Origin of the sequence: Pseudomonas sp. BLCC-B112 (assembly GCF_028550695.1) — a bacterium.
GTDB lineage: Bacteria > Pseudomonadota > Gammaproteobacteria > Pseudomonadales > Pseudomonadaceae > Aquipseudomonas > Aquipseudomonas danubii.
Window position 1 is genome coordinate 222,549 of sequence record NZ_JAQQGK010000006.1, and the last position, 20,472, is coordinate 243,020.

Here is a 20,472-nt window from a genome sequence, read left to right on the forward strand (position 1 = left end):
CCAGCAATGTCCGTCATTGCCCAGCTGCTGATAGCCCTCCTCTGCACTTGCCTGAGCGTCGCCGCCCATGGCGAGAAGCTGCGCATTGTCACCGAACCCTGGGCGCCTTATGTCTATGAGGAAAACGGCAAGGCCCTGGGGCTGGACTACGAAACCACGGCCATTGTCTTTCAGCGTCTGGGGATAGAAGTAGAGTGGCAGTTCCTACCGTGGAAACGCTGCCTGGCCATGCTGGAAACCGGCCAGGCCGACGGAGCCCTGGATATCTTCCATAGCGACCAGCGCGACCGCACCTTGCTCTATCCCAGCGAGCCTCTCTCGGATGTGGAGTTCGTGATGTTCTACGCCAAGCAGCGCCCACATCCGTTCAAGCACCTGGATGAACTCAAGGGCCTGACCATCGGCACCTCTCCCGGCTACCTGTATAGCGATGACTTCAGCAATTCGACCCTGTTCAACCGCGAGCCGGCACCGACCCATGAAGCCAACTTCGGCAAGCTGCTACTGGGACGCATCGACCTGTTGATCACCGACAAGCGAGTGGGCCAGCATCTGCTGGACAGCCTGGGCATTCGCGATCAGGTCAGCCAGAACCCTACGGTCATCAGCCGCCAGAGCCAGTACCTGGCGCTGCGCCGCAACGCCGGGATGGACCTTTTGGTGCAACGCTTCGGCGCCGAACTCAAGCGCTTCAAGCGCGAACCGGCCTACGCCGAGTTGAGCGCCAAGTACGGGGCGGAACCTGTTCTGCCCCCAGTCAGGTCATCCTCTACCCGGGGGTCAGAAAAAACCGTTGAGCAGCAGGAAAGCAGCGCATACTGATTGCTCTGTTATACTCCGGCCTCCCGCCAGGCTCACGCCCGGACGCTGGAACCTGTTCAAGGCCTCTCCACCCCGCTACGGCGCAGCCAACCGGCCCGCGCGAGCCTGTGTTGGAGAGTCTTCAGGCCAGCAGGACCGGACGGGATTGCGTCCTCTTAAACGCCATTCACGCCCGGCAAGATTATCCCTTTGGGCCAAGCCCTCACTAAAACAGGATTACTCATGTCCTTTGCTTCCCTCGGTCTCTCCGAGGCTTTAGTCGGTGCCATCGAAGCCGCCGGCTACACCCAGCCTACTCCGGTGCAACAGCGGGCCATTCCCGCCGTGTTGCAAGGTCGCGATCTGATGGTCGCGGCACAGACAGGTACTGGTAAAACCGGCGGTTTCGCCCTCCCGATCCTGGAGCGGTTGTTTCCCAACGGTCACCCGGACAAATCCCAGCGTCACGGCCCGCGCCAACCGCGCGTACTGGTCCTGACCCCGACTCGCGAACTGGCCGCGCAAGTGCATGACAGCTTCAAGCTGTATGCCCGCGACCTGAAGTTCGTCAGCGCCTGCATCTTCGGCGGCGTCGGCATGAACCCGCAGGTCCAGGCCATGGCCCGTGGCGTCGATGTGCTGGTGGCGTGCCCCGGCCGCCTACTGGACCTGGCCGGCCAAGGCAGCGTCGATCTGTCCCACGTGGAAATCCTCGTGCTCGACGAAGCCGACCGCATGCTCGACATGGGCTTCGTCCATGACGTCAAGAAGGTCCTCGCCCGCCTGCCTGCCAAGCGTCAGAACCTGCTGTTCTCCGCGACCTTTTCCAAGGACATCACGGACCTGGCCGGCAAGTTGCTGCACAACCCCGAGCGCATCGAAGTCACCCCGCCGAACACCACGGTTGAGCGTATCGAGCAGCGGGTGTTCCGCCTGCCCGCCAGCCACAAACGCTCGCTGCTGGCGCACCTGATCACCGCTGGCGCCTGGGAACAGGTGCTGGTGTTCACGCGTACCAAGCACGGCGCCAACCGCCTGGCCGAGTACCTGGACAAGCACGGCCTGAGCGCTGTGGCGATCCACGGTAACAAGAGCCAGAACGCCCGCACCAAGGCCCTGGCCGATTTCAAGGCCGGCGACGTACGCATTCTGGTAGCCACCGATATCGCCGCCCGCGGCCTGGATATCGACCAACTGCCCCACGTGGTCAACTTCGAGCTGCCTAACGTCGACGAAGACTACGTGCACCGTATCGGTCGTACCGGCCGTGCCGGTCGCTCGGGCGAGGCCATCTCCCTGGTGGCTCCGGACGAAGAGAAACTGCTGAAAAGCATCGAGCGCATGACCAAGCAGAAGATCGCCGATGGCGACCTGATGGGCTTCGATGCCAGCGCCGTGGAAGCCGAGAAGCCGGAAGTGCGCGAGCGTCCGGACGTACGCAACCCGCGCAATCCTCGTGGCCCACGTGGCGACGGCCCGAACGGCGGCGGTGGCGGCGGTGGCGGCGGTGGTCGCAAGGACAAGGGCAAGGACAAGGGCGGCAAAGACAAGCCGGCCCGTGGCGAGCGCCCGGCCCGCGAGCAGAAACCGCGTGAAGGCACTCCGGCCCGCGAACAGCGCCAGCCGACACCACGTGCCGACCGGGCACCGGATGAGTTCCTCGACGACGACGTGGACAACTTCGGTAACCGCGCTGACTACGTCAGCCCATACCAGAACAAGAACAACCAGGGCCGTGGTCGCCGTCCAGGGGCTCCGGCCCAGGGCGCCGGTGCCGGCAATCCGCCACGCGGCGGCGCTGGTGGTGGCCAGGGTCGCTCCGGCAACCCACGCAACAGCAACGGCAGCACCACCGGCACCGCACCGGCCAAGCGCAGCGGCGGCCCACGCAACGGCGCCCCTCGTGACAGCCAGGGGCGTCGCGACGAGTCGCGCAATCGTCGCCCGAACCGTGACGAACAGCCACGCCAGGAGCCGGCGGTGCAGAATCCTCGGGGCAACCAGCCGAAGATCATGCACAAGGAGTCCAAGGCCGATCGCTTCCCGACGCCTGAGCAACTGGACCAGTTGCCGAGCCGCCCACGGGGCGAGAAGCCGGCACTGCTGACCCGCAATCGCTGAGTCCGCAGGCTGCAATGAAAAACGCCCCTGGTCGCAAGACCCGGGGCGTTTTTTGTGGCGGCTGGTCGAGGGCGCTTTCTGCAGCCGCTGCCGCAGGCTGCGAACGACGGGGAACCCGGCGCAAGGGCCTGCCAGGCTCACCGGGTTGCATGACGGGTAATAAAAAACGCCCCCGATTTGTGGTCGGGGGCGCTTTTTTGCCTTGGCGCAGGTTGCGATCAGTCCAATAAGGGCTGTGCGAATTGAATCGCGAAGGCCCTGCGGGCCTTATCGCAGCCTGCGGCAGCGGCTACAGACGAAGCATTACTTCGCTTTCACACCTTCGAAGGTGATGTACAGGTCGACGTTGTTGGACGCCGGGCCCAGGTCCATCATCTTGCCGAAATCCTGGCGATTGATGCTGGTGGTGCCTTCGAAGCCGGCACGGTAGCCGCCCCATGGGTCCTTGCCTTCACCCAGGAAGGTGGCCTTGACCACAACCGGCTTGGTCACACCGTGCAGGGTCAGATCGCCGGCCACGTCAGCGGTCAGCTTGCCGTCGGCATTCTTGCCGGTCGGCTTGACGCTGGTGGAGACGAACTTGGCATCGGCAAACTTGCCAGCGTCGAGGAAGTCCTTGCTGGTGATGTGCTTGTCACGTTCGGCGTGGTTGGTGAACACGCTGGCGGTGCGCACATTGACTTCGATCTTGGCGTCTTCAGGCTTGGCCGCGTCGAAGCTGAACTTGCCGTCCAGGTCCTTGAAGGTACCGGTGATGAAGCTGTAGCCCAGGTGGCTGATCTTGAAGTCGACGAAGGCGTGCTGGCCTTCCTTGTCGATCACATAGTCCGCTGCCATCACTTGACCGGCCGCCAATACAGCCGATCCGATTGCCAGAGCGGCGAGAGTCTTTTTCAACATGCTTTCTATTCCTTTTGAGTCGAGGTTGAACATCAGGCTTTGCGACCCAGCATTCGGCTGAGGGTCGCATCACGATCGATAAAGTGGTGCTTCAAGGCCGCCAGACCATGGATGCCGGCAAAGATCACCAGCGCCCAGGCCAGGTACAGATGCACCACGCCTGCTACATCTGCCTGGTCCGGCAGTCCGGAAACCAGGGCAGGAACTTCAAACAAGCCAAACACCGGGATACCGACGCCGTCTGCGGTGGAGATCAGGTAACCGGCAATCATGACCGCGAACAGACCCAGGTACAGGAACCCATGTCCCAACTTGGCCCCCAGGCGGGTCAGACGTCCATGATTGGCCGGTGCCGGTGGTGGTGGGCTGACAAACCGCCACAGCACCCGCAGCAGCATGATCGCAAACAGCGTCAGGCCAATACTCTTGTGCAGGTCCGGGGCGTCTTTGCGCCAGGTGCTGTAGTAGTCGAGACCGACCATCCACAAGCCCAGAGCGAACAATCCGAAGACGGCCAGGGCCACGCCCCAGTGCAGAACAATGCTTACCCAGCCGTAGCGCGAAGAAGAATTACGTAACTGCATCGAGTTGCATCCTGTAAGAAACGCTGACCAAGACTAGCGATTTACCTATCGAATTAAAGCGAAAAATTTTGCTTTGAAATATCGAGAAATACGATCGATAGTCTGGGCCGGGCTCGTTAAGAAAAGATTAAGGACCGTTTCAGAAGACTCAGGGATAACCAAGGGCGGGTGCCCTGGCAGCTCTCAGGCACGTCTTTGCGTACAGGGCGCATTTGTCTGACCGCCGCCCCACACAATAGGTTGTCCCGCGGCCATGCATTGCATAGGCTTGCCCGATTCCGCCTCCAGGAGACTCTACATGGGCCTGAATAACCAGTGGATGCAACGCGATCTCGCGGTACTGTGGCATCCCTGCACCCAGATGAAAGACCACGAACAACTGCCTTTGATCCCCATCAAGCGCGGTGAAGGCGTCTGGCTGGAAGACTTCGAAGGCAAACGCTACCTGGACGCGGTCAGTTCCTGGTGGGTCAATGTATTCGGCCACGCCAATCCGCGCATCAACCAACGCATCAAGGATCAAGTGGACCAGCTGGAGCACGTGATCCTCGCCGGTTTCAGCCACCAGCCGGTGATCGAGCTGTCCGAGCGCCTGGTGCAGATCACCCCCGAAGGCCTGACCCGCTGCTTCTACGCCGACAACGGTTCGTCGTGCATCGAAGTGGCGATGAAGATGAGCTTCCACTACTGGCTCAACCGCGGCCAGCCGGCCAAGAAGCGCTTCGTCACCCTGAGCAACAGCTACCACGGCGAAACCATCGCCGCCATGTCGGTGGGCGACGTACCGCTGTTCACCGAGACCTACAAGGCCCTGCTGCTGGACACCCTCAAGGTGCCTAGCCCGGACTGCTACCTGCGTCCCGACGGCATGAGCTGGGAAGAGCATTCGCGAAACATGTTCGCCGCCATGGAACAGACCCTGGCCGAACACCACGACACGCTAGCCGCAGTCATCGTCGAGCCATTGATCCAGGGCGCCGGCGGCATGCGCATGTACCACCCGGTGTACCTCAAGCTGCTGCGCGAAGCCTGCGACCGCTACGGCGTGCACCTGATCCATGATGAGATCGCCGTGGGCTTCGGCCGCACCGGCAGCATGTTCGCCTGCGAGCAGGCCGGCATCCGTCCGGACTTTCTGTGCCTGTCCAAGGCCCTGACCGGCGGCTACCTGCCTCTGGCCGCATGCATGACCACCGATGAGGTCTACAGCGCCTTCTACGATGACTACCCCACCCTGCGCGCCTTCCTCCACTCCCACAGCTACACCGGCAACCCGCTGGCCTGTGCGGCGGCGCTGGCGACCCTGGACATCTTCGAGCAGGACAACGTCATCGAGAACAACCGCGCCCTGTCCCAGCGCATGGCCAGCGCCACTGCGCATCTGGTGGATCACCCCCACGTGGCCGAAGTGCGCCAGACCGGCATGGTTCTGGCCATCGAGATGGTCCAGGACAAGGCCAGCAAGAGCGCCTACCCGTGGCAGGAACGGCGCGGCCTGAAGGTTTTCCAGCACGCCCTGGAACGCGGCGCCCTGTTGCGTCCCCTGGGCAACGTGGTGTATTTCCTGCCGCCCTACGTGATCACCCCGGAGCAGATCGACTTCCTCGCCGAAGTCGCCAGCGAAGGCATCGACATCGCCACCCGCGACAGCGTCAGCGTGGCCGTGCCCAAGGACTTCCACCCGGGCTTCCGCGATCCGGGCTGAGTCCCTCGCCCCGCTCCTGCACCCTCTGGCGCAGGAGCGGGCTTGTCAGCGAAGCGCTTCGACACGCACCGCACCATCGTTCATCGCCGGCAAGCCGGCTCCTACAGCACAGAGAAACCAGATGAGATTGTCCCGCTTCTTTATCGACGCCCCCTTGAGCCTTGGCGAACACGAACTGCCGGAAGCCCAGGCCCATTACATCGGACGTGTGCTGCGCATGGCCGAAGGTGATGCCTTACAGGTGTTCGACGGCTCAGGCATGGAGTTTCGCGGCACGCTGGTGGAAGTGGGCAAGAAGCGGGTACGGGTCCAGCTGGATGAAAGCTTTGCCGGCCAGGACGAATCACCGCTGCAGATTCACCTGGGCCAGGGCCTGTCCCGGGGCGAACGCATGGACTGGGCGATCCAGAAAGCCACCGAACTTGGGGTGAGCGAAATCACCCCGATCTTCAGCGAGCGCTGCGAAGTGCGGCTCAAGGACGAACGTGCCGACAAACGCCTGCTGCACTGGCGCCAGGTGGCCATCAGCGCCTGCGAGCAATGCGGTCGTTCCCGCGTTCCGCTGATTCATCCACCGGTATTGCTGGCGGACTGGATCAAACAGACCCAGGCGGACCTGAAACTGGTCCTGCATCCCGTGGCCCAGCCCCTGGAAAGCCACGCCAAACCCCAGACCCTGGCCTTCCTGATTGGCCCGGAAGGCGGCCTGTCCGATGCCGAAGTGGAGCAGGCCCACGGTGCAGGCTTTCTGCCTGCCCGTCTTGGCCCTCGCGTGCTGCGCACCGAAACCGCCCCCGTGGTCGCCCTGGCCGTGGCCCAGCAACTGTGGGGCGACTTCTAAAACAGTCCCCGTTCAAACACCCACCGTAGGTGGCGGCGCAACAGCCGGTTATTGCACCGGGTCGCTGGTGGGCTGGGCGATGATCGCCTTCAGCTCGGCAGTCATGGGGAACTCCAGGTTCAGGCCCTTGGGCGGAATCGGCTGCTGAAACCAGCGCTGGTAGATGGCGTTGATCTCGCCACTGCGATACAGATCCGCCAGGACCCCATTCACCAGGGCCAGGAACTGCTGGTCATCCTTGCGCACCATGCAGCTATAGATCTCACGCGACTGCTCCTCCCCCACCACCATCCAATTGTGCGGGTCCCGCGCCTTGGCCCGTTCGCCGTAGAGCAGCGCATCATCCATGTAGAACGCCGCCGCACGCCCCGACTGCAGCATCTGGAACGCCTCGCCGTGGTCCTTGGCGCTGATCACGAACATGTCGATCTTGTGCTCGACGTTGTAACTCTTGAGAAACCGCTCGTTGGTGGTCCCCGCCGTGGTCACCACGTTCTTGCCCCGCAGGTCGGCGAAGCTTTTGATCCCGCTGTCCTTGGCGGTCAAGAGTTGCCCTTTGACGTAGATAAAACCGTAGGAAAACGCCACCTGCTTCTGCCGCTCGGCCGTCACGCCGGTGGAACCGCACTCCAGGTCCACGGTGCCGTTCTGCACCAGGGGAATGCGCGTCTGCGAGGTCACCAGGTTGTACTTCACCTTCAGCTTGGGCAGGTGCAACTGCTGCTGGATGCGCTCCACCACCTTGCCCGCCAGCTCCACCGAATAGCCCATGGGCTGGCCGCTGTTGTCGCCGACGTAGGAAAAGGGCACCGAGGCATCGCGATAACCCAAGGTAATACTGGAGCTATTGGCGATCTTGGCCAGGGTGCCGTCCAGAGGCGCCTCGTTGGCCTGGGAAACGGCGCTGAACAACAGCCCCAGGGTGCAGCCGAGCAACGTGATCTTATGCATTGTTATTCTCCGTTGTGGGTAGAGGTGATTCAGCGGCGAGCAGCGATGACGCTGATTTCGACGAGGATCTGCGGGCGCGCCAGGGCCGCCTGCAAGGTCGTGCGCGCCGGCGCCTGCCCGGGGGACAGCCAGGCCGACCAGACTTCGTTCATCACCGCGAAATCGGCCTGGATGTCCTTGAGGTAGATCGTCGCGCTCAAGAGATGATCCTTGTCGCTGCCCGCCTCGGCCAGCAAGGCGTCGATCTTCTCCAGGACCTCCCGGGTCTGGCCGCCGATGTCGCTGCTAGAGCCCGGCACCTGGCCGGAAAGGAACACCAGTCCGGCAAAGGTAACGGCGCCGCTGAGGCGATGGTTGCTGTGGATACGCTGGATACTCATCTGAAGACTCCTGTTGAACGTTCAGGCGACGCGGGGCGCCAGGCCCTGCATGTCGATGCTGGTGGAACGCTGGCCAATCAGTTCGCCCAGCAGTTGGCCACTGCCGCAGGCCAGGGTGAATCCCAGCGCGCCGTGACCAAGGTTGAGCCACAGATTGCGATAGGCGGTGGCGCCGATCAGCGGCACGCCGCTGGGAGTGGCGGGACGCATCCCGGCCCATTCGCTGGCCGCCGCATAATCACCGGCGGCGGCGAAGGTCTGCTCGGCCTGACGCCGCATCAAGGCCAGCCGAGCCGGGTCCGGGGACGGATCGAAGCCGACGATGTCGACCATGGCCGCCACCCGCAACTGCTGGCCGATCCGGGCGTAGACGATCTTGCGGTTGTAGTCGGTGATGCTGATATCCGGCGCGCGGTGCTCAGGACCGATGGGCACGCTGAGGCTATAGCCCTTGAGCGGATACAGGGGCAGCTTGAGCCCGGGCAGGCGCAGCTCGGCGCTGCGGTGACCGGCCGCCAGCACCAGGTGCTCCACCGCTAAGAGCCGGTCGCCCAGATCGATGGCCTGCACCCGGTCGCCCTGGTGATGAATGCCCCGAACCCGCTGGCCCAGGAGAATCTCGCAACGCCCGGAAGCCTGCAGCCGCGCCGCCAACTGCTGGCAAAAGCCATGACAGTCGGCCACTTCCTCGTCGGGGGTGTGGATGCCGCCGACAAAGGGCGCGTCGCCCAGGGTCGGTTCCAGCGCCGCGCACTCGGCGGCCGACAACACCTGCTGCTGGCGGCGGTCCGCGAGGTTGTGCCGGGCGTGGTCGAAGCTGCCACGCTCACGAAAGGTCACCAGCTTGCCATTGCGCCGCCAGTCGAAGCCCTGCAGGCCATCCTCTTCGCGCCAGCGTTGCAGGGTGCTCTGGCTGAGCAATGCCAAACGCAGCAGGTGGGCGCCATTGCGCTGGTTCACCGAATGCCGACAGGCACCGAGAAACCCCGCCAACCAACGCCATTGCGCCGGGTCCAGGCGCGGGCGCAGCTTGAGCGGCGAGTCGCCCTTGAGCATCCAGCCCAGGGCCTGCCAAGGCACACCGGCATCGGCCAGGGGCGCTACATAGCGATAGGACAACTGTCCGCCATTGGCGAAGCTGGTCTGGCTGCCGAGGGCATCCTGGGCTTCCACCAGCGTCACTTCCAGGCCCTGGCGAACCAGGGCATAGGCGCTGGCCAGGCCAATGACGCCACCGCCGATGATGCAAACCCGCTGACTCATGACTGTCCCCGACCGCTTGTTGAATGGCGCAAGGTTAGGGGCAGGTGACAGGCGCCGAACAATGAATAAAGATGGACCACCCATAAACAAAGGTTATGGACTGCCCATGCGACTGCGTCACATCGAAATCTTCCAGGCCATTCGCCAGACCGGCTCCATCAGCGGCGCCGCGCAGCTGCTGCACGTCTCCCAGCCAGCAGTGAGCAAGGTCCTGCAGCACGCCGAACTGCAACTGGGTTTTCCGTTGTTCCTGCGGGTACGGGGCAAGTTGCAGCCCACGCCCGAAGCCCTGGAGCTGGAGCGGGAAGTGGACAAGGTCAGCGAAAGCCTGCAAGGGGTCAGGCGGCTGGCGCAGAACCTGCGCCGGGCGCCGGGCCAGAGCCTGCGCATCGGCGCCACCCCGGCCCTGGCCCTGGCCCTGCTGCCACCGGCCATCAGCGAATGGACCCGCCGCTACCCGGACAGCCTGTGCGAACTGTCCAGCGCCCATAGCCGCGAACTGGTGCAGAACCTGCTGATGCGGGAAATCGATGTGGCCCTGACCCTGCAGCGCCCGGATCACCCCGGGCTCTGTGCACAGCCCCTGGCCGAGGGCGTGCTGGTGGCCCTGGCACCGCTGGACTACTGGCCGGAGCCAACCCGGGGCCAGCCACTGGCCCTGATGGAACTGGCGGATGCACCGCTGATTGGCCTGAGCAGCACCGATCCGCTGTCAGCCCGGCTCGACAGCTACCTCAAGACCGTGGAACCGCCGCCTCGGGTGAGCATTGCCGTACAGACCTACTCCCTGGCCCGGGCCATGGTGGAGTCCGGTGCCGGGCTAGCCTTGATCGATCCCTTCACCGCCCTGGGCGCCTCACCGGCCAGCACCGCCATCCGCCCCCTGAGTCCGCCCCTGCCCATCACCCTGTACGCCGTGACCCGCACCGCCGAACCGCCGCCCCACACCCTGGCCAGCCTGCTGCAGATTTTCTCTCGTCAGGCCCAGGCCCAGCTGGACCACCCCTTATAGGACGTAGAACAGGATGGCGATGAAGTGCAGCAGGCTGCCGGCGATCACGAACAGGTGCCATATGCCATGGGCATGACGCAGGCGGCTATCCAGGGCAAAGAAGATGATGCCCACGGTGTACAGCACGCCACCCGAGGCCAGCCAGGCAAAACCGGCGGGGCCCAAGGCCGCCAGCAGCGGCTTGACCGCCACCAGCACGATCCAGCCCATGACCGCGTAGATCACGATGGACAGAATTCGCGCCTCGGAACGCGGCTTGATCTCCTGCAGGATGCCAATCAGCGCCAACCCCCAGACAATCCCGAACAGGGTCCAGCCCCAGGGCCCGCGCAGGGTCACCAGGCAGAAGGGCGTATAACTGCCGGCAATCAGCAGATAGATGGAAAAGTGATCGACCTTCTGCATGATGCCTTTGGCCCGCCCACGCACGCTGTGGTAGACCGTGGACACGCTGTAGAGCACCAGCAAGGTGAAGGAATAGATCGCCACACCGACGATCTTCCACGGGTCGCCATCGAGGCTGGCCAGCACCACCAGCCAGATCCCGCCGACAAACGCGGCGATCGCTCCCAGCAAGTGGGTCCAGGCGTTGAATCTTTCTCCGTGATACATCTGTCGCTCACCCTTGAAACATTGAAAAAACACGCAAGGCTCAGGCCTGCAGCTTGAAAGCGCAACATGTCTATTGGGGCACGGCCAATAAAAAACCAGCGCCCACGCCCTGACTCATCGGGCATCATCAGCCCCTCATCAGCCGAGGCCAGTCCATGCTCATCGACGAAGAGTTGACCCTGAAAAAGCTCGAAGTGTTTCTGGCCTTCATGCGCACCGGCAATCTGGCCCGCGCTGCCGCCGAGTTGCAGACCAGCAATGTCAGCGTGCACCGGGCCATCCACTCCCTGGAAAACGCCCTGCGCTGCCCGCTGTTCAAGCACGAAGGGCGCAACCTGACGCCGCTGGAAAGCGCCTTCGTCCTCGAAGAGCGCGCCCAGAAACTGGTCCAGGACGTGGTCGAGAGCGTGCGCCTGACCCGTGAAGCAGCGGGCTTTTCCGCAGAACGTTTCAAGCTCGGCGCGCTTTACTCGCTGACGGTGAAAACCGTGCCGCAGCTGATCATGGGCCTGAAGCTGCGCCGCAGTGAACTGAACATCGACCTGATCCTGGGCTCCAACATCGACCTGCTGTACAAGCTCAAGAACATGGAAGTGGACGCCATCCTGATTTCCCTGGACGACAGCGTCAACGACCCGGACTGTGAACAACTGCCGCTGTTTTCCGACGACATTTTCCTTGCCACTCCCGCCGATTCGCCCTTCGCCCAGCAGCGTGAAGTGGACCTGGCCGACGTGCGCGATGCCACCTTCATTACCCTGACCCAAGGCTTTGCCACTCATCAGGACGGAGTGCGGGTGTTCAAGCAGGCGGGGTTCGAACCCAAGGTAGCGATGCAGGTCAACGACATCTTCACCTTGCTGAGCATGGTCAGCTCAGGGGTGGGTTATGCGTTGCTGCCGGGGAGGATCGCGGCCGTCTACGAGAACCGCGTGAAACTGATACCGCTACAGGCGCGCTACCGCCTGCAGCAACATATCGGTGTGGTGTTTCTCAAGGCCAAGGAACGCGACCCGAACCTGTTGGCACTGTTGGCCGAATGCCGGATGTACGCCAATCGGCAAATCACGTAGGAAGCCGGTTCCTGCCAAAACGCGTCATTCGCAACACCGCAACCCGCCGTAGGAGCTGGCTTGTCAGCGAAGGCGTCCATAAGACTTGTGCACGTCTCAAAGGCCCCTTCGCCGGCAAGCCGGCGCCTACGCGCCCAGCAGGCCACGCATCAGCAGGAACAGCAGCGACGGCCCCAGCAGGCAGCCCAGGGCCGTGTAGAACGCCGCCGTCAGGCAACCATAGGGCACCAGCTTCGGATCGGTGGCCGCCAAGCCCCCGGCGACGCCGCTGGAAGTGCCCATCAAGCCGCCGAAGATCACCGCGCTGCGCGGGTTGTTGAGGCCGATCAGCGGTGCCACGAAGGGTGTCATCACCATCACCAGAATCGCCTTGATCAACCCCGCGGCAATCGACAGTGCCATGACCTCGGAGCTGGCGCCGATGGCGGCGCCAGTCACCGGCCCGACGATGTAAGTCACCGCCCCGGCGCCAATGGTGGTCAGGCTCACCGCATCGGTGTAACCAAAGGCCATGGCCACCCCCACTCCCGCCACAAAGGACGAGCCAACCCCGACGAACAGCGCCAGCACCCCCACGAATCCGGCGCGCTTGAGCTCCTCGACACTGACACCGAAGGCGGTGGCGACAATCGCGAAGTCCCGCAGCATGGCCCCGCCCAACAAGCCGATGCCCGAAAGCAACGGGATATCCACCACGCCCTTCTGCCCGCCGGTGAAGGCGCCGCCCACGTAGGACAGCACCAGCCCCAGCAGAATGGCGATGGCCGAGCCATGCAGGCGGCCCTTGGTAAAGGTGTTGGAGATCCAGTAGGAGACCCACATGGTGATCCCGATCACTGCAAAACCGCTGATCAGCCCGTAGCCGCTAATAACCTTCATCATCGATTCGTACATGGCCCTTACCCCACCGTTTTCTGAGGAGCGGCCACATCCGGCGCCTTGTTGCCGATGCGCACCAGCACCGGCACCAGGGCAAAGGCGATCACCACCGCCAGGGTGCCCGCCAGGATCGCCATCGGCCCGCCCTTGAGGGCGCCATACACGTTTTGCTGGGCGGCCATGGCCACCACGATGGGGATGTACACCGCGCCCCAGAACTCCACGCCCTGCTCGGACTTGCCGGCGAACAACCCGCGCTTGTGCAGGTAGCTGCCCAGGCCGATCAACAGCAGCATGGCAATACCGACGCCGCCGACATTGGCCGGTACGCCGATCAATTTGCCCAGCAGCTCACCGATGAAAATACCCACCAGGGTACAAAAGGCCAGGAAGGCCACACCGTAGATAATCATTGTTGTTGTCCTCAAAGTGCATCGTCGAAGTTGTTGTTCTTGTGCTTCGTCAGCCTGAGTCGGTGCTCTATCGGTCGCGGCTTCCCTCCTCACGCATCAGCGCCTGCAAGGTGTCCAGGCGCGCGCCGTCGAAGGCGATCACCGTCCCCTGGGCAAACACGCGGCGGGCCAACCCGGTGAGTACCGCGCCGGGCGGCAGTTCGATCTGCAGGCGCACCCCGCGCTCGTAGGCGCTTTGCACGGTGCCGCGCCAGTCCACCACCCGGCACATGTTGAACGCCAGGTCATCGCGCACCTGTTCCACCGTGCGCAACGGTCGGGCCCGGCTGCCGCTCAGATAACCCAGGGCGGGCACCTGCAAGGGCACTTCGGCAAAAGCGGCGGCCAGGATCTGGGCCGGTTGTTCCAGCAACGGGCAATGGGACGGCACGCTGACCGCCAGACGCTTGGCCACGCCGACTCCACAACCCCGGGCCAGCTCGGCCACGGCATGCATCGCCGCATCGCTGCCGGCGATCACCACTTGGCTGTCGGCGTTGATGTTGGCCAGGTACACCGGCGTTTGCGGGCTGTGGACCTGGGCCAGCAACCCCTCCACCAGCGCCAGATCCAGGCCGATCAATGCGGTCATGCCATAGCCCTGCGGATAGGCTTGCTGCATCAACTGGCCACGCAGGCTCACCAGTCGCAACGCATCGGCAAACCCCAGGGCCCCGGCCACCACCGCCGCCGGGTAGGCACCGATGGACAAGCCCGCCACATAGTCCGCCTTGACCGGCGCTTGCAGCAGGGTCCGGGCACAGGCCACGCCAGCGATCAACAGGCACAACTGCACGGCCCGTGTGCTGGCCAGGGCCTGGGGCGAATCCAGGGTCAGCACATCCTCGCCCAGCACTTCGCTGGCCTCGTCCAGGCAGGCGCGGATTTCAGGGCTTGGCGGCAAACGCTGGAGCATCCCCGGCTGCTGCGCGCCCTGGCCCGGAAACACCAGCAAGCTGCTCATGCCGCCTGCTCCAGCGCGCACCAGGGGTCGCTGACCAAGCGCGCGCCCTCGGCACTTTTAAGCAGCACCCGAGGCGCCGTTCCCGCCCATTCCCGCAGGGCCAGAGCGCCGGCCGGCACCTGCAGTTGCAGATCCACCGGGCACTCGGCGCACTCCAGCAGGGCCAGCAACTCGCGGGCCTGAGTCCGGGAAAAAGGTTCCGGCGTGCGCAGGATCAGGTCCAGGTCGCTGTGCTGATGCAGCGCGGCAATCCCACAGGCCAACTCAAAACCGGCGCTGCCGCTGACGCCCCAGACCAGGCCCAGGGCATCCAGCTCGCCACGTAACTGCTGCAACGCCTGAAGCGCCGGCAATGAGCGCGAGCCGGACATCCGGCACAGCGCCTCGGGATGCACCCCACGCTGCACCGATTCCAACGCCAGCACAGCCGGGTAGCGCTGCTCGCGGGTGCGACCGCGCAGGCCGACAGCAATCTGCCCCGGCGCCGTCAGTGCCCGCCGCACCACCACCGGCTGCCCGGCCTCCAGCACGGCAAAGGCCCAATCCGGCGCATCGGCGGCCAACTGCGCCGGGGTCATGCCCCACAGCAAGTCGTGGGGCAGCCAGGGGCCGAGCCCGTTCACCATTGTTCCCGCAGCAATTGGCGAACCCGGCTCGACGCCGCCCGGTTCGACGCCCCCAGACGGCAGCTCAGGTCGACGCCTTTGGCCCGCACATCGGCAATCGCCGCCAACAGGCATTCCTCGACGACCGCCAGATCCTCCACTGCCGGCTGTTCAATCTGCCGCACCGATACGCTTTCCCAGAGCAGCCCGAGACTGGCGTAGCTGTCGATGTCATAGGCCATGGGCGGCACGCTGGCGGCCAGGGCTTCCAGTTCCTCGACACTGCGCAGGGTGACCCGCGCCGCCGACGCCTTGCCCATGGCATGCACCATCACCCCGGGATCGCGCAGGGCGATCAAGCGGTTGGCCTGATAACCGTGGGCCAGAAAGGCTCCGGACATGGCCTTGCCCACCAACAAGGCAATCACCGGGTGCCCGGCCAGCCGCGCCCGGGCGTAGCTGTCGGCCGCCGCCGCCAAGGCCTGATGGATGCCCAGGGCTTCTTCGCGACGGCCATAGGCCTGGCTCGGTACATCGACAATGGCGAGCAGCGCCCGCTTGTGAGGCTGGTCGCAGTCGGCATCGATCAACTCATCCACGGCCTTGGCCAGGCCCCAGCCTTCCAGCAGGCCGACCTCGCCCTGACGGGCACGGGGAAAGCGATTTTCCGGGTCGGCCACCACGGCGATAAAACGCACCGGCTGCCCCGCCAATTGACCATCGGCCACCCGCAGCGACGGCGGCAGGCCGGCCACCAGCGCGGCGCCGCCACTCAAGGCGTTGAACCAGTTCAAACCCCGCAAAGAACAAGCACTCATGAGCGGTCTCCTTGATACAGATCGCGAACCGTCGCCGCATCGATTTGCGGCGTGGTGTCCAAACGGGCCAGGCGTTGCAGGTACAGATCGGCCTCGCGGCTGCGTTGCCGCTCGGGCAAGCCCAGGGCCAGCAACTCGCGGACCTGGGCCTGGATCTGCGCCACATCGTCGGCCACATAACGGTCCACCAAACCGCTGGCGAAACGCTGCTCGCCGCCGGTCAGGCTCCAGATGAACGGCCGGTCACGGGAGTCGTATTCCTCAAGCCCGGCTTCCTGCTCGATCACCTGCGGGCCGTTGAGCCCCAGGCGCGCTTCCTGGGTGACCACGAGATAACTGCACAGCCCGGCGGCAATCGACATGCCGCCAAAACAGCCGACACTGCCGGCCACCACGCCGACCACCGGCTGGTACTGGCGCAGGTCGACAATCGCCGCATGGATGTCGGCAATCGCCGCCAGTCCGAGGTTGGCTTCCTGCAGGCGCACGCCACCGGTTTCCAGCAGCAGCACGGCACAGGTCGGGATGCCGTTGCGGTTGTCCTCGGCAGCCAGTTCCAGGGCTCCGGCGATCTTCGCCCCGCCCACTTCACCCAGGCTGCCGCCCTGGAACGCGCCTTCGATGGCGGCAATCACCACCGGCAAACCGGCGATGCGGCCCTTGGCGATCACCACGCCGTCGTCGGCCTGGGGCACCACGCCCTGACGCGCCAGCCAGGGCGACATGACCCGCTGGAAAGGGTCCAGCAGCTCGCGAAAACTGCCGGCATCCAGCAAGGCCCGGGCCCGCTGCCGGGCGCCCAGCTCGACGAAGCTGTGCTTGTTCAATAAACGTGCGCTGTCAGTCATGGCCGATCTCCTCGAAGCCCTGTTCCAGGCGCAGGCGCACCACCCCCGGGGTGGCGCCGAAATCATGGATGTCGATCAGCAGCGCCGGCGGCAACTGGCCGTCGAACATGCGCTCGAACAGGTGCTGCCAGCGGGCGGCGCTGCCGTTTACCGAAGTCTGCACCTGGATGGTCAATGTGCCGGGCTGACCCGGCTCCAGCAGCACTTCCAGGTCGCCGGAGCCAACACAGCCCACCAGGGCGCGGCCACGGCCGGGCTGGCCGGCGGGGAATTGAAAAGACAAGGTTTCCATTACAGCGCTCCCTGGATAAAGGCGTCGGCGGATTCGATCCGGTCCAACAGCAGGCTGGCCGCCAGCAAATCAGCGGCGCCGCCGGGCGAGGCATTCAAGGTCAACAGTTGCAGGTCCAGCTCATGCAAGCGACGACGACCGGCGAGGCTGGCGCTGCCACCGGCATCGAGCACCGCCTGGGCGCCCTGCTGCATGGCCTGCAAGCCTTGCTCACCGGCGCGGTACAGCACGCAGGTGTCCGCCAGACGGCTCATGATCGCCAGCAAGGCATCAAGCCGGGCGTTCTGTTCGCCATGGCCCTGGGCGCGGCTGCGCTTGAGCTGTGGCAGCCCCCGTTGCAGCACCGCGGGGAAGCCTTGCTGGGCTTCTTCCCGAGCACCGCGCACGCCGTAGCGCAGCGCCACCTGGGCGCCATGACTCAAGGGCCGTGGCGCGTAACGATCCTCCAACAGGGCCAGACGCGCAGCCCGCAGCGCAACGCTGCCGGCACCTGTGGATCGAGGTTCCAGCGCGGTCGCGGCCACCAGCAGGCCCAGGGCCCAGATCGCCCCACGATGGGTATTCACCCCCGCCGTGGTGGCGAGCATGGCCTGTTCGCCTTCGCGGCCGATGCGGCCCAGGGCTTCGCGCAGAGGCAGGCCGACTTCACCGAACGCCAGCGCCGCTTCGGCCATTTCCTTGAAGGCCGGCCACAGGGCCAGGGCCGAAGCGTGCATCAAGCCCAGGTGCAGATCGGTATGGGCGCCATTGCCACGACGGTCCACCAGGGCCGGCTTGGGCGACAGGTCGGCCTCGTCGATCAGCGCGTCCACCGCCAGGTCCGCCAGGCGTTCGGCCAGACTCAGGCTGTTTGATTGCAGGTTGAGTGCGTGCATTACCAGCTCCTGAACTTGGCGGGCGGGTTGTACAAGCCACCGGACCACTGCACCAGATCGGCGACGCTTTTCGCCGCCAGCAGCTCGCGGCTGGCGTCGGTCCGGCGAATGCCCAGGTCTTCGGGCAAGGCGATCAGCCCTTCACGGCGCATGCGCGCGGTGTCCTTGGGGTTGTGGCGCAAGCCGATGGCGGTCACCCCAGCCACGGCGGCAATCATCGCCTGGCGTTCTTCCAGGGAGCGGGCCTTGTACAGGTAGGCGATGCCTTCCTCGGTGAGCAGGTGAGTAACGTCGTCGCCGTAGATCATGATCGGCGCCAGGGGCATGCCGCTCTTGCGCGCCACTTCCACGGCATCCAGGGTCTCGACAAAAGTCGGTTTGCCGCCTTCCTGGAAGGTTTCCACCATCTGCACCACCAGCTTCTTGCCGCGTTCGAGCATGGCCTGGGGTGCATCGCTTTGATCCTGGCGCATATCGAGCCAGGCCGGAGTGCCGTGGCGCCGCCCGCGCGGGTCGTGGCCCATGTTCGGTGCCCCGCCGAAACCGGCCAGACGGCCGCGGGTCACGGTGGAAGAGTGGCCGTCGCCGTCCACCTGCAAGGTGGCGCCGATAAACAGGTCCACCGCGTATTGCCCGGCCAGCTGGCAGAACATCCGGTTGGACCGCAGCGAGCCGTCGCGGCCGGTGAAGAACACGTCCGGACGCGCGGCGATGTAGTTCTCCATGCCCAGTTCGGTGCCGAAGCAATGCACGCTGTCCACCCAGCCGCTTTCAATGGCCGGGATCAGGGTTGGGTGAGGATTGAGGGTCCAGTTGCGGCAGATCTTGCCCTTGAGCCCCAGGGACTCGCCGTAGGTCGGCAGGATCAGCTCGATGGCCGCGGTGTTGAAACCGATGCCGTGGTTCAGCGACTGGACCTTGTGTTTTTCGTAGATGCCGCGGATCGCCATCATCGCCATCAGCACATGCACCGGCTTGATATGCCGTGGGTCGCGGGTGAACAGCGGCTCGATATAGAAAGGCTTGTCGGCCACCACCACGAAGTCGACCCAGGATGCGGGGATGTCGACCCGGGGCAGCTCGCTGACATCGTCCACCAACTGGTTGACCTGGACGATGACAATGCCGTCGCTGAAGGCCGCCGGCTCGATCAGTGCCGGGGTGTCCTCGGTGCTGGGGCCGGTGTAGATGTTGCCGGCACGGTCGGCCATGAACCCGGCGGACAGCACCACATTGGGGATCAGGTCCACCACCAGCCGTGCATAGAGTTCGATGTAGGTATGAATGGCGCCGATTTCCAGCAGCCCGTCTTCCAGCAACTGGCTGATGCGCAGGCTCTGGGTGCCGGCGAAGGAGAAGTCCAGCTTGCGGGCGATGCCGCGCTCGAACAGGTCCAGGTGCTCGGAACGACCGACGCTGGGCATGATCATGTGCAGGTCATGCAGCTTGGCCGGGTCGACCTTGGCCAGGGAGCGGGAGAGAAAGTCCGCCTGCTTCTGGTTATTGCCCTCCAGCACCACCCGGTCGCCGGGCAGGATCAGGGCTTCCAGGGCGGCGACGATCTTGTCGCTCGGCAACACCACGCCATCGGCGATGGCCCGCACCTGTTCGAGGCGCCGCTGCTTTTCGCTGCGCCGCCGCGACCAGCGCGCGTCGGGGGAAATTATTGTTGTCATGCTCACTCCACGGGTTCGCTGTCGTGGCAGTCACCATAGGAGTGAAACCTGGGGCCATCAATCAAGCCCGGCGTTGGATAGTTACGCTGAGCGTAACGATTGCCAAGCCAATGGCGCCGTTTCTCGCTCTCGGTACACAATGCCCACCGGACCGGCCAGCCAATGGCCTGAGCAGACAATAATGAGAGTCAGCATGGACACACCGATTCGCTCGAACCAGGCGTTGCTGGAACAGATCAAGCACGGCCTGAAGCCCGACTACCTGATGTTCTGGGGGCACCAGCCGACCCGGGACGGGCGCCCCTCCCCGAGTTGCTTCAGCCAGTGGTTTGCCGCCGGTTTCGAGATCGAGGGCATCCACTATCCCAGCGCCGAGCACTTCATGATGGCCGGCAAGGCCCTGCTGTTCGACGACCGGGAAACCCACGGGCGCATCCTCAAGGCCGTGACGCCCGCCGATGTGAAGCAACTGGGCCGTGAGGTTCGTGGTTTCGATGACACGCAATGGCAAGCGGCGCGCTTCGACATCGTGGTCCAGGGCAACCTGGCCAAGTTCAGCCAGCACTCGGCCCTGGGCGAGTACTTGCTGTCCACCCGGGACCAGGTGCTGGTGGAAGCCAGCCCGGTGGACCGGATCTGGGGCATTGGCCTGGCCGCCGAGGACGCCAAGGCCAGCCGGCCAGAGCAGTGGCGCGGCCTGAACCTGCTGGGCTATGCGCTGATGGAAGTGCGGGACAGGTTGCGTACTGCCTGAGGCGCTGCTTTCGCTGGCAAGCCCGCGCCTACAGGCGGTTTGGTGCAGGAGCCGGCTGGCCGGCGA

At 64.6% G+C, this 20,472-nt stretch carries 22 protein-coding genes; 7 read left to right on the top strand and 15 right to left on the bottom strand.

The window, feature by feature from the left end; translation table 11 throughout:
- Window positions 1-6: 6 nt before the first annotated feature.
- Window positions 7-822: a substrate-binding periplasmic protein gene (locus PQT43_RS17505; RefSeq protein ID WP_110594367.1), complete on the top strand. Its 816-nt coding sequence runs from the start codon at window positions 7-9 to the stop codon at window positions 820-822.
- A gap of 222 nt (window positions 823-1,044) precedes the next feature.
- Window positions 1,045-2,922 (top strand): DEAD/DEAH box helicase, encoded by a 1,878-nt coding sequence (locus PQT43_RS17510; protein ID WP_272754360.1) that lies wholly within the window; start codon window positions 1,045-1,047, stop codon window positions 2,920-2,922.
- A 303-nt stretch (window positions 2,923-3,225) separates the two neighbouring features.
- On the opposite strand, the gene PQT43_RS17515 is transcribed toward PQT43_RS17510, so the two are convergent.
- Together PQT43_RS17515 and PQT43_RS17520 are read right to left on the bottom strand one after the other, a co-directional pair.
- Window positions 3,226-3,822 (bottom strand): YceI family protein, encoded by a 597-nt coding sequence (locus PQT43_RS17515; RefSeq protein WP_031320659.1) that lies wholly within the window; start codon window positions 3,820-3,822, stop codon window positions 3,226-3,228.
- A gap of 32 nt (window positions 3,823-3,854) precedes the next feature.
- A complete protein-coding gene (locus tag PQT43_RS17520) occupies window positions 3,855-4,406 on the bottom strand; it encodes a cytochrome b (protein ID WP_102881143.1) in 552 nt (183 codons plus the stop codon).
- A 298-nt stretch (window positions 4,407-4,704) separates the two neighbouring features.
- Here PQT43_RS17520 and PQT43_RS17525 point away from each other — a divergent pair, with 298 nt between their 5' ends.
- Together PQT43_RS17525 and PQT43_RS17530 are read left to right on the top strand one after the other, a co-directional pair.
- On the top strand, window positions 4,705-6,111 hold the full coding sequence (locus tag PQT43_RS17525) for an adenosylmethionine--8-amino-7-oxononanoate transaminase (RefSeq protein ID WP_110652416.1): 1,407 nt from the start codon (window positions 4,705-4,707) through the stop codon (window positions 6,109-6,111).
- A 121-nt stretch (window positions 6,112-6,232) separates the two neighbouring features.
- Window positions 6,233-6,952: a 16S rRNA (uracil(1498)-N(3))-methyltransferase gene (locus PQT43_RS17530; protein ID WP_102881145.1), complete on the top strand. Its 720-nt coding sequence runs from the start codon at window positions 6,233-6,235 to the stop codon at window positions 6,950-6,952.
- Window positions 6,953-7,000: 48 nt separating this feature from the next.
- Here PQT43_RS17530 and PQT43_RS17535 read toward each other — a convergent pair whose 3' ends face one another.
- Genes PQT43_RS17535 through PQT43_RS17545 form a run of 3 tightly spaced genes read right to left on the bottom strand, consistent with a single transcriptional unit; the run spans window position 7,001 to window position 9,546 of the window.
- Window positions 7,001-7,903 (bottom strand): transporter substrate-binding domain-containing protein, encoded by a 903-nt coding sequence (locus PQT43_RS17535; protein WP_267269047.1) that lies wholly within the window; start codon window positions 7,901-7,903, stop codon window positions 7,001-7,003.
- 29 nt (window positions 7,904-7,932) lie between these two features.
- Window positions 7,933-8,283 (bottom strand): RidA family protein, encoded by a 351-nt coding sequence (locus tag PQT43_RS17540; RefSeq protein WP_110594358.1) that lies wholly within the window; start codon window positions 8,281-8,283, stop codon window positions 7,933-7,935.
- Between the two features lie 21 nt (window positions 8,284-8,304).
- Window positions 8,305-9,546 carry a D-amino acid dehydrogenase gene (locus tag PQT43_RS17545; protein WP_102881148.1) on the bottom strand — a complete coding sequence of 414 codons (1,242 nt, stop codon included), beginning with the start codon at window positions 9,544-9,546 and terminating at the stop codon, window positions 8,305-8,307.
- A 106-nt stretch (window positions 9,547-9,652) separates the two neighbouring features.
- On the opposite strand from PQT43_RS17545, the gene PQT43_RS17550 reads away from it, so the two are divergent.
- Window positions 9,653-10,558 (top strand): LysR family transcriptional regulator, encoded by a 906-nt coding sequence (locus PQT43_RS17550; RefSeq protein ID WP_110594354.1) that lies wholly within the window; start codon window positions 9,653-9,655, stop codon window positions 10,556-10,558.
- On the opposite strand, the gene trhA is transcribed toward PQT43_RS17550, so the two are convergent.
- The gene (gene trhA / locus PQT43_RS17555; RefSeq protein WP_102862057.1) at window positions 10,553-11,170 is read right to left on the bottom strand and encodes a PAQR family membrane homeostasis protein TrhA; all 618 of its coding nucleotides are present in this window, start codon (window positions 11,168-11,170) and stop codon (window positions 10,553-10,555) included. The genes PQT43_RS17550 and trhA overlap by 6 nt on opposite strands.
- A 155-nt stretch (window positions 11,171-11,325) precedes the next feature.
- Between trhA and PQT43_RS17560 the strand changes: the two genes are divergently transcribed.
- On the top strand, window positions 11,326-12,243 hold the full coding sequence (locus PQT43_RS17560; RefSeq protein WP_047306474.1) for a LysR family transcriptional regulator: 918 nt from the start codon (window positions 11,326-11,328) through the stop codon (window positions 12,241-12,243).
- Between the two features lie 126 nt (window positions 12,244-12,369).
- Here PQT43_RS17560 and madM read toward each other — a convergent pair whose 3' ends face one another.
- From madM to mdcA, 9 genes are all read right to left on the bottom strand, one after another.
- The gene (gene madM / locus PQT43_RS17565) at window positions 12,370-13,137 is read right to left on the bottom strand and encodes a malonate transporter subunit MadM (RefSeq protein WP_102881151.1); all 768 of its coding nucleotides are present in this window, start codon (window positions 13,135-13,137) and stop codon (window positions 12,370-12,372) included.
- 5 nt (window positions 13,138-13,142) lie between these two features.
- Window positions 13,143-13,535, bottom strand: coding sequence for a malonate transporter subunit MadL (gene madL / locus PQT43_RS17570; protein ID WP_102881152.1), 393 nt, complete (start codon window positions 13,533-13,535; stop codon window positions 13,143-13,145).
- 67 nt (window positions 13,536-13,602) lie between these two features.
- Window positions 13,603-14,538: a malonate decarboxylase subunit epsilon gene (mdcH, locus tag PQT43_RS17575; protein WP_170001825.1), complete on the bottom strand. Its 936-nt coding sequence runs from the start codon at window positions 14,536-14,538 to the stop codon at window positions 13,603-13,605.
- Window positions 14,535-15,161 (bottom strand): malonate decarboxylase holo-ACP synthase, encoded by a 627-nt coding sequence (locus PQT43_RS17580; RefSeq protein ID WP_272754361.1) that lies wholly within the window; start codon window positions 15,159-15,161, stop codon window positions 14,535-14,537. The genes mdcH and PQT43_RS17580 overlap by 4 nt, the downstream gene beginning before the upstream one ends.
- On the bottom strand, window positions 15,158-15,961 hold the full coding sequence (mdcE, locus tag PQT43_RS17585) for a biotin-independent malonate decarboxylase subunit gamma (protein WP_110594349.1): 804 nt from the start codon (window positions 15,959-15,961) through the stop codon (window positions 15,158-15,160). The genes PQT43_RS17580 and mdcE overlap by 4 nt, the downstream gene beginning before the upstream one ends.
- The gene (locus PQT43_RS17590) at window positions 15,958-16,809 is read right to left on the bottom strand and encodes a biotin-independent malonate decarboxylase subunit beta (RefSeq protein ID WP_272754362.1); all 852 of its coding nucleotides are present in this window, start codon (window positions 16,807-16,809) and stop codon (window positions 15,958-15,960) included. Before PQT43_RS17590 ends, mdcE begins: the two co-directional genes overlap by 4 nt.
- The gene (locus PQT43_RS17595) at window positions 16,802-17,101 is read right to left on the bottom strand and encodes a malonate decarboxylase subunit delta (protein WP_102862062.1); all 300 of its coding nucleotides are present in this window, start codon (window positions 17,099-17,101) and stop codon (window positions 16,802-16,804) included. The genes PQT43_RS17590 and PQT43_RS17595 overlap by 8 nt, the downstream gene beginning before the upstream one ends.
- A complete protein-coding gene (locus PQT43_RS17600; RefSeq protein ID WP_272754363.1) occupies window positions 17,101-17,976 on the bottom strand; it encodes a triphosphoribosyl-dephospho-CoA synthase in 876 nt (291 codons plus the stop codon). Before PQT43_RS17600 ends, PQT43_RS17595 begins: the two co-directional genes overlap by 1 nt.
- Entirely contained in the window at window positions 17,976-19,652 is a 1,677-nt protein-coding gene (gene mdcA / locus PQT43_RS17605) for a malonate decarboxylase subunit alpha (protein WP_102881157.1), read from the bottom strand. The genes PQT43_RS17600 and mdcA overlap by 1 nt, the downstream gene beginning before the upstream one ends.
- 193 nt (window positions 19,653-19,845) lie before the next feature.
- On the opposite strand from mdcA, the gene PQT43_RS17610 reads away from it, so the two are divergent.
- Window positions 19,846-20,406, top strand: coding sequence for an NADAR family protein (locus PQT43_RS17610; RefSeq protein ID WP_110594344.1), 561 nt, complete (start codon window positions 19,846-19,848; stop codon window positions 20,404-20,406).
- Window positions 20,407-20,472 lie beyond the last annotated feature (66 nt).

Coding starts and splice junctions, on each gene's coding strand:
- PQT43_RS17505 (WP_110594367.1), top strand. CDS start 7: ATGTCCGTCATTGCCCAGCTGCTGATAGCCCTCCTCTGCACTTGCCTG.
- PQT43_RS17510 (WP_272754360.1), top strand. CDS start 1,045: ATGTCCTTTGCTTCCCTCGGTCTCTCCGAGGCTTTAGTCGGTGCCATC.
- PQT43_RS17515 (WP_031320659.1), bottom strand. CDS start 3,822: ATGTTGAAAAAGACTCTCGCCGCTCTGGCAATCGGATCGGCTGTATTG.
- PQT43_RS17520 (WP_102881143.1), bottom strand. CDS start 4,406: ATGCAGTTACGTAATTCTTCTTCGCGCTACGGCTGGGTAAGCATTGTT.
- PQT43_RS17525 (WP_110652416.1), top strand. CDS start 4,705: ATGGGCCTGAATAACCAGTGGATGCAACGCGATCTCGCGGTACTGTGG.
- PQT43_RS17530 (WP_102881145.1), top strand. CDS start 6,233: ATGAGATTGTCCCGCTTCTTTATCGACGCCCCCTTGAGCCTTGGCGAA.
- PQT43_RS17535 (WP_267269047.1), bottom strand. CDS start 7,903: ATGCATAAGATCACGTTGCTCGGCTGCACCCTGGGGCTGTTGTTCAGC.
- PQT43_RS17540 (WP_110594358.1), bottom strand. CDS start 8,283: ATGAGTATCCAGCGTATCCACAGCAACCATCGCCTCAGCGGCGCCGTT.
- PQT43_RS17545 (WP_102881148.1), bottom strand. CDS start 9,546: ATGAGTCAGCGGGTTTGCATCATCGGCGGTGGCGTCATTGGCCTGGCC.
- PQT43_RS17550 (WP_110594354.1), top strand. CDS start 9,653: ATGCGACTGCGTCACATCGAAATCTTCCAGGCCATTCGCCAGACCGGC.
- trhA (WP_102862057.1), bottom strand. CDS start 11,170: ATGTATCACGGAGAAAGATTCAACGCCTGGACCCACTTGCTGGGAGCG.
- PQT43_RS17560 (WP_047306474.1), top strand. CDS start 11,326: ATGCTCATCGACGAAGAGTTGACCCTGAAAAAGCTCGAAGTGTTTCTG.
- madM (WP_102881151.1), bottom strand. CDS start 13,137: ATGTACGAATCGATGATGAAGGTTATTAGCGGCTACGGGCTGATCAGC.
- madL (WP_102881152.1), bottom strand. CDS start 13,535: ATGATTATCTACGGTGTGGCCTTCCTGGCCTTTTGTACCCTGGTGGGT.
- mdcH (WP_170001825.1), bottom strand. CDS start 14,538: ATGAGCAGCTTGCTGGTGTTTCCGGGCCAGGGCGCGCAGCAGCCGGGG.
- mdcE (WP_110594349.1), bottom strand. CDS start 15,961: ATGAGTGCTTGTTCTTTGCGGGGTTTGAACTGGTTCAACGCCTTGAGT.
- PQT43_RS17590 (WP_272754362.1), bottom strand. CDS start 16,809: ATGACTGACAGCGCACGTTTATTGAACAAGCACAGCTTCGTCGAGCTG.
- PQT43_RS17595 (WP_102862062.1), bottom strand. CDS start 17,101: ATGGAAACCTTGTCTTTTCAATTCCCCGCCGGCCAGCCCGGCCGTGGC.
- PQT43_RS17600 (WP_272754363.1), bottom strand. CDS start 17,976: ATGCACGCACTCAACCTGCAATCAAACAGCCTGAGTCTGGCCGAACGC.
- mdcA (WP_102881157.1), bottom strand. CDS start 19,652: ATGACAACAATAATTTCCCCCGACGCGCGCTGGTCGCGGCGGCGCAGC.
- PQT43_RS17610 (WP_110594344.1), top strand. CDS start 19,846: ATGGACACACCGATTCGCTCGAACCAGGCGTTGCTGGAACAGATCAAG.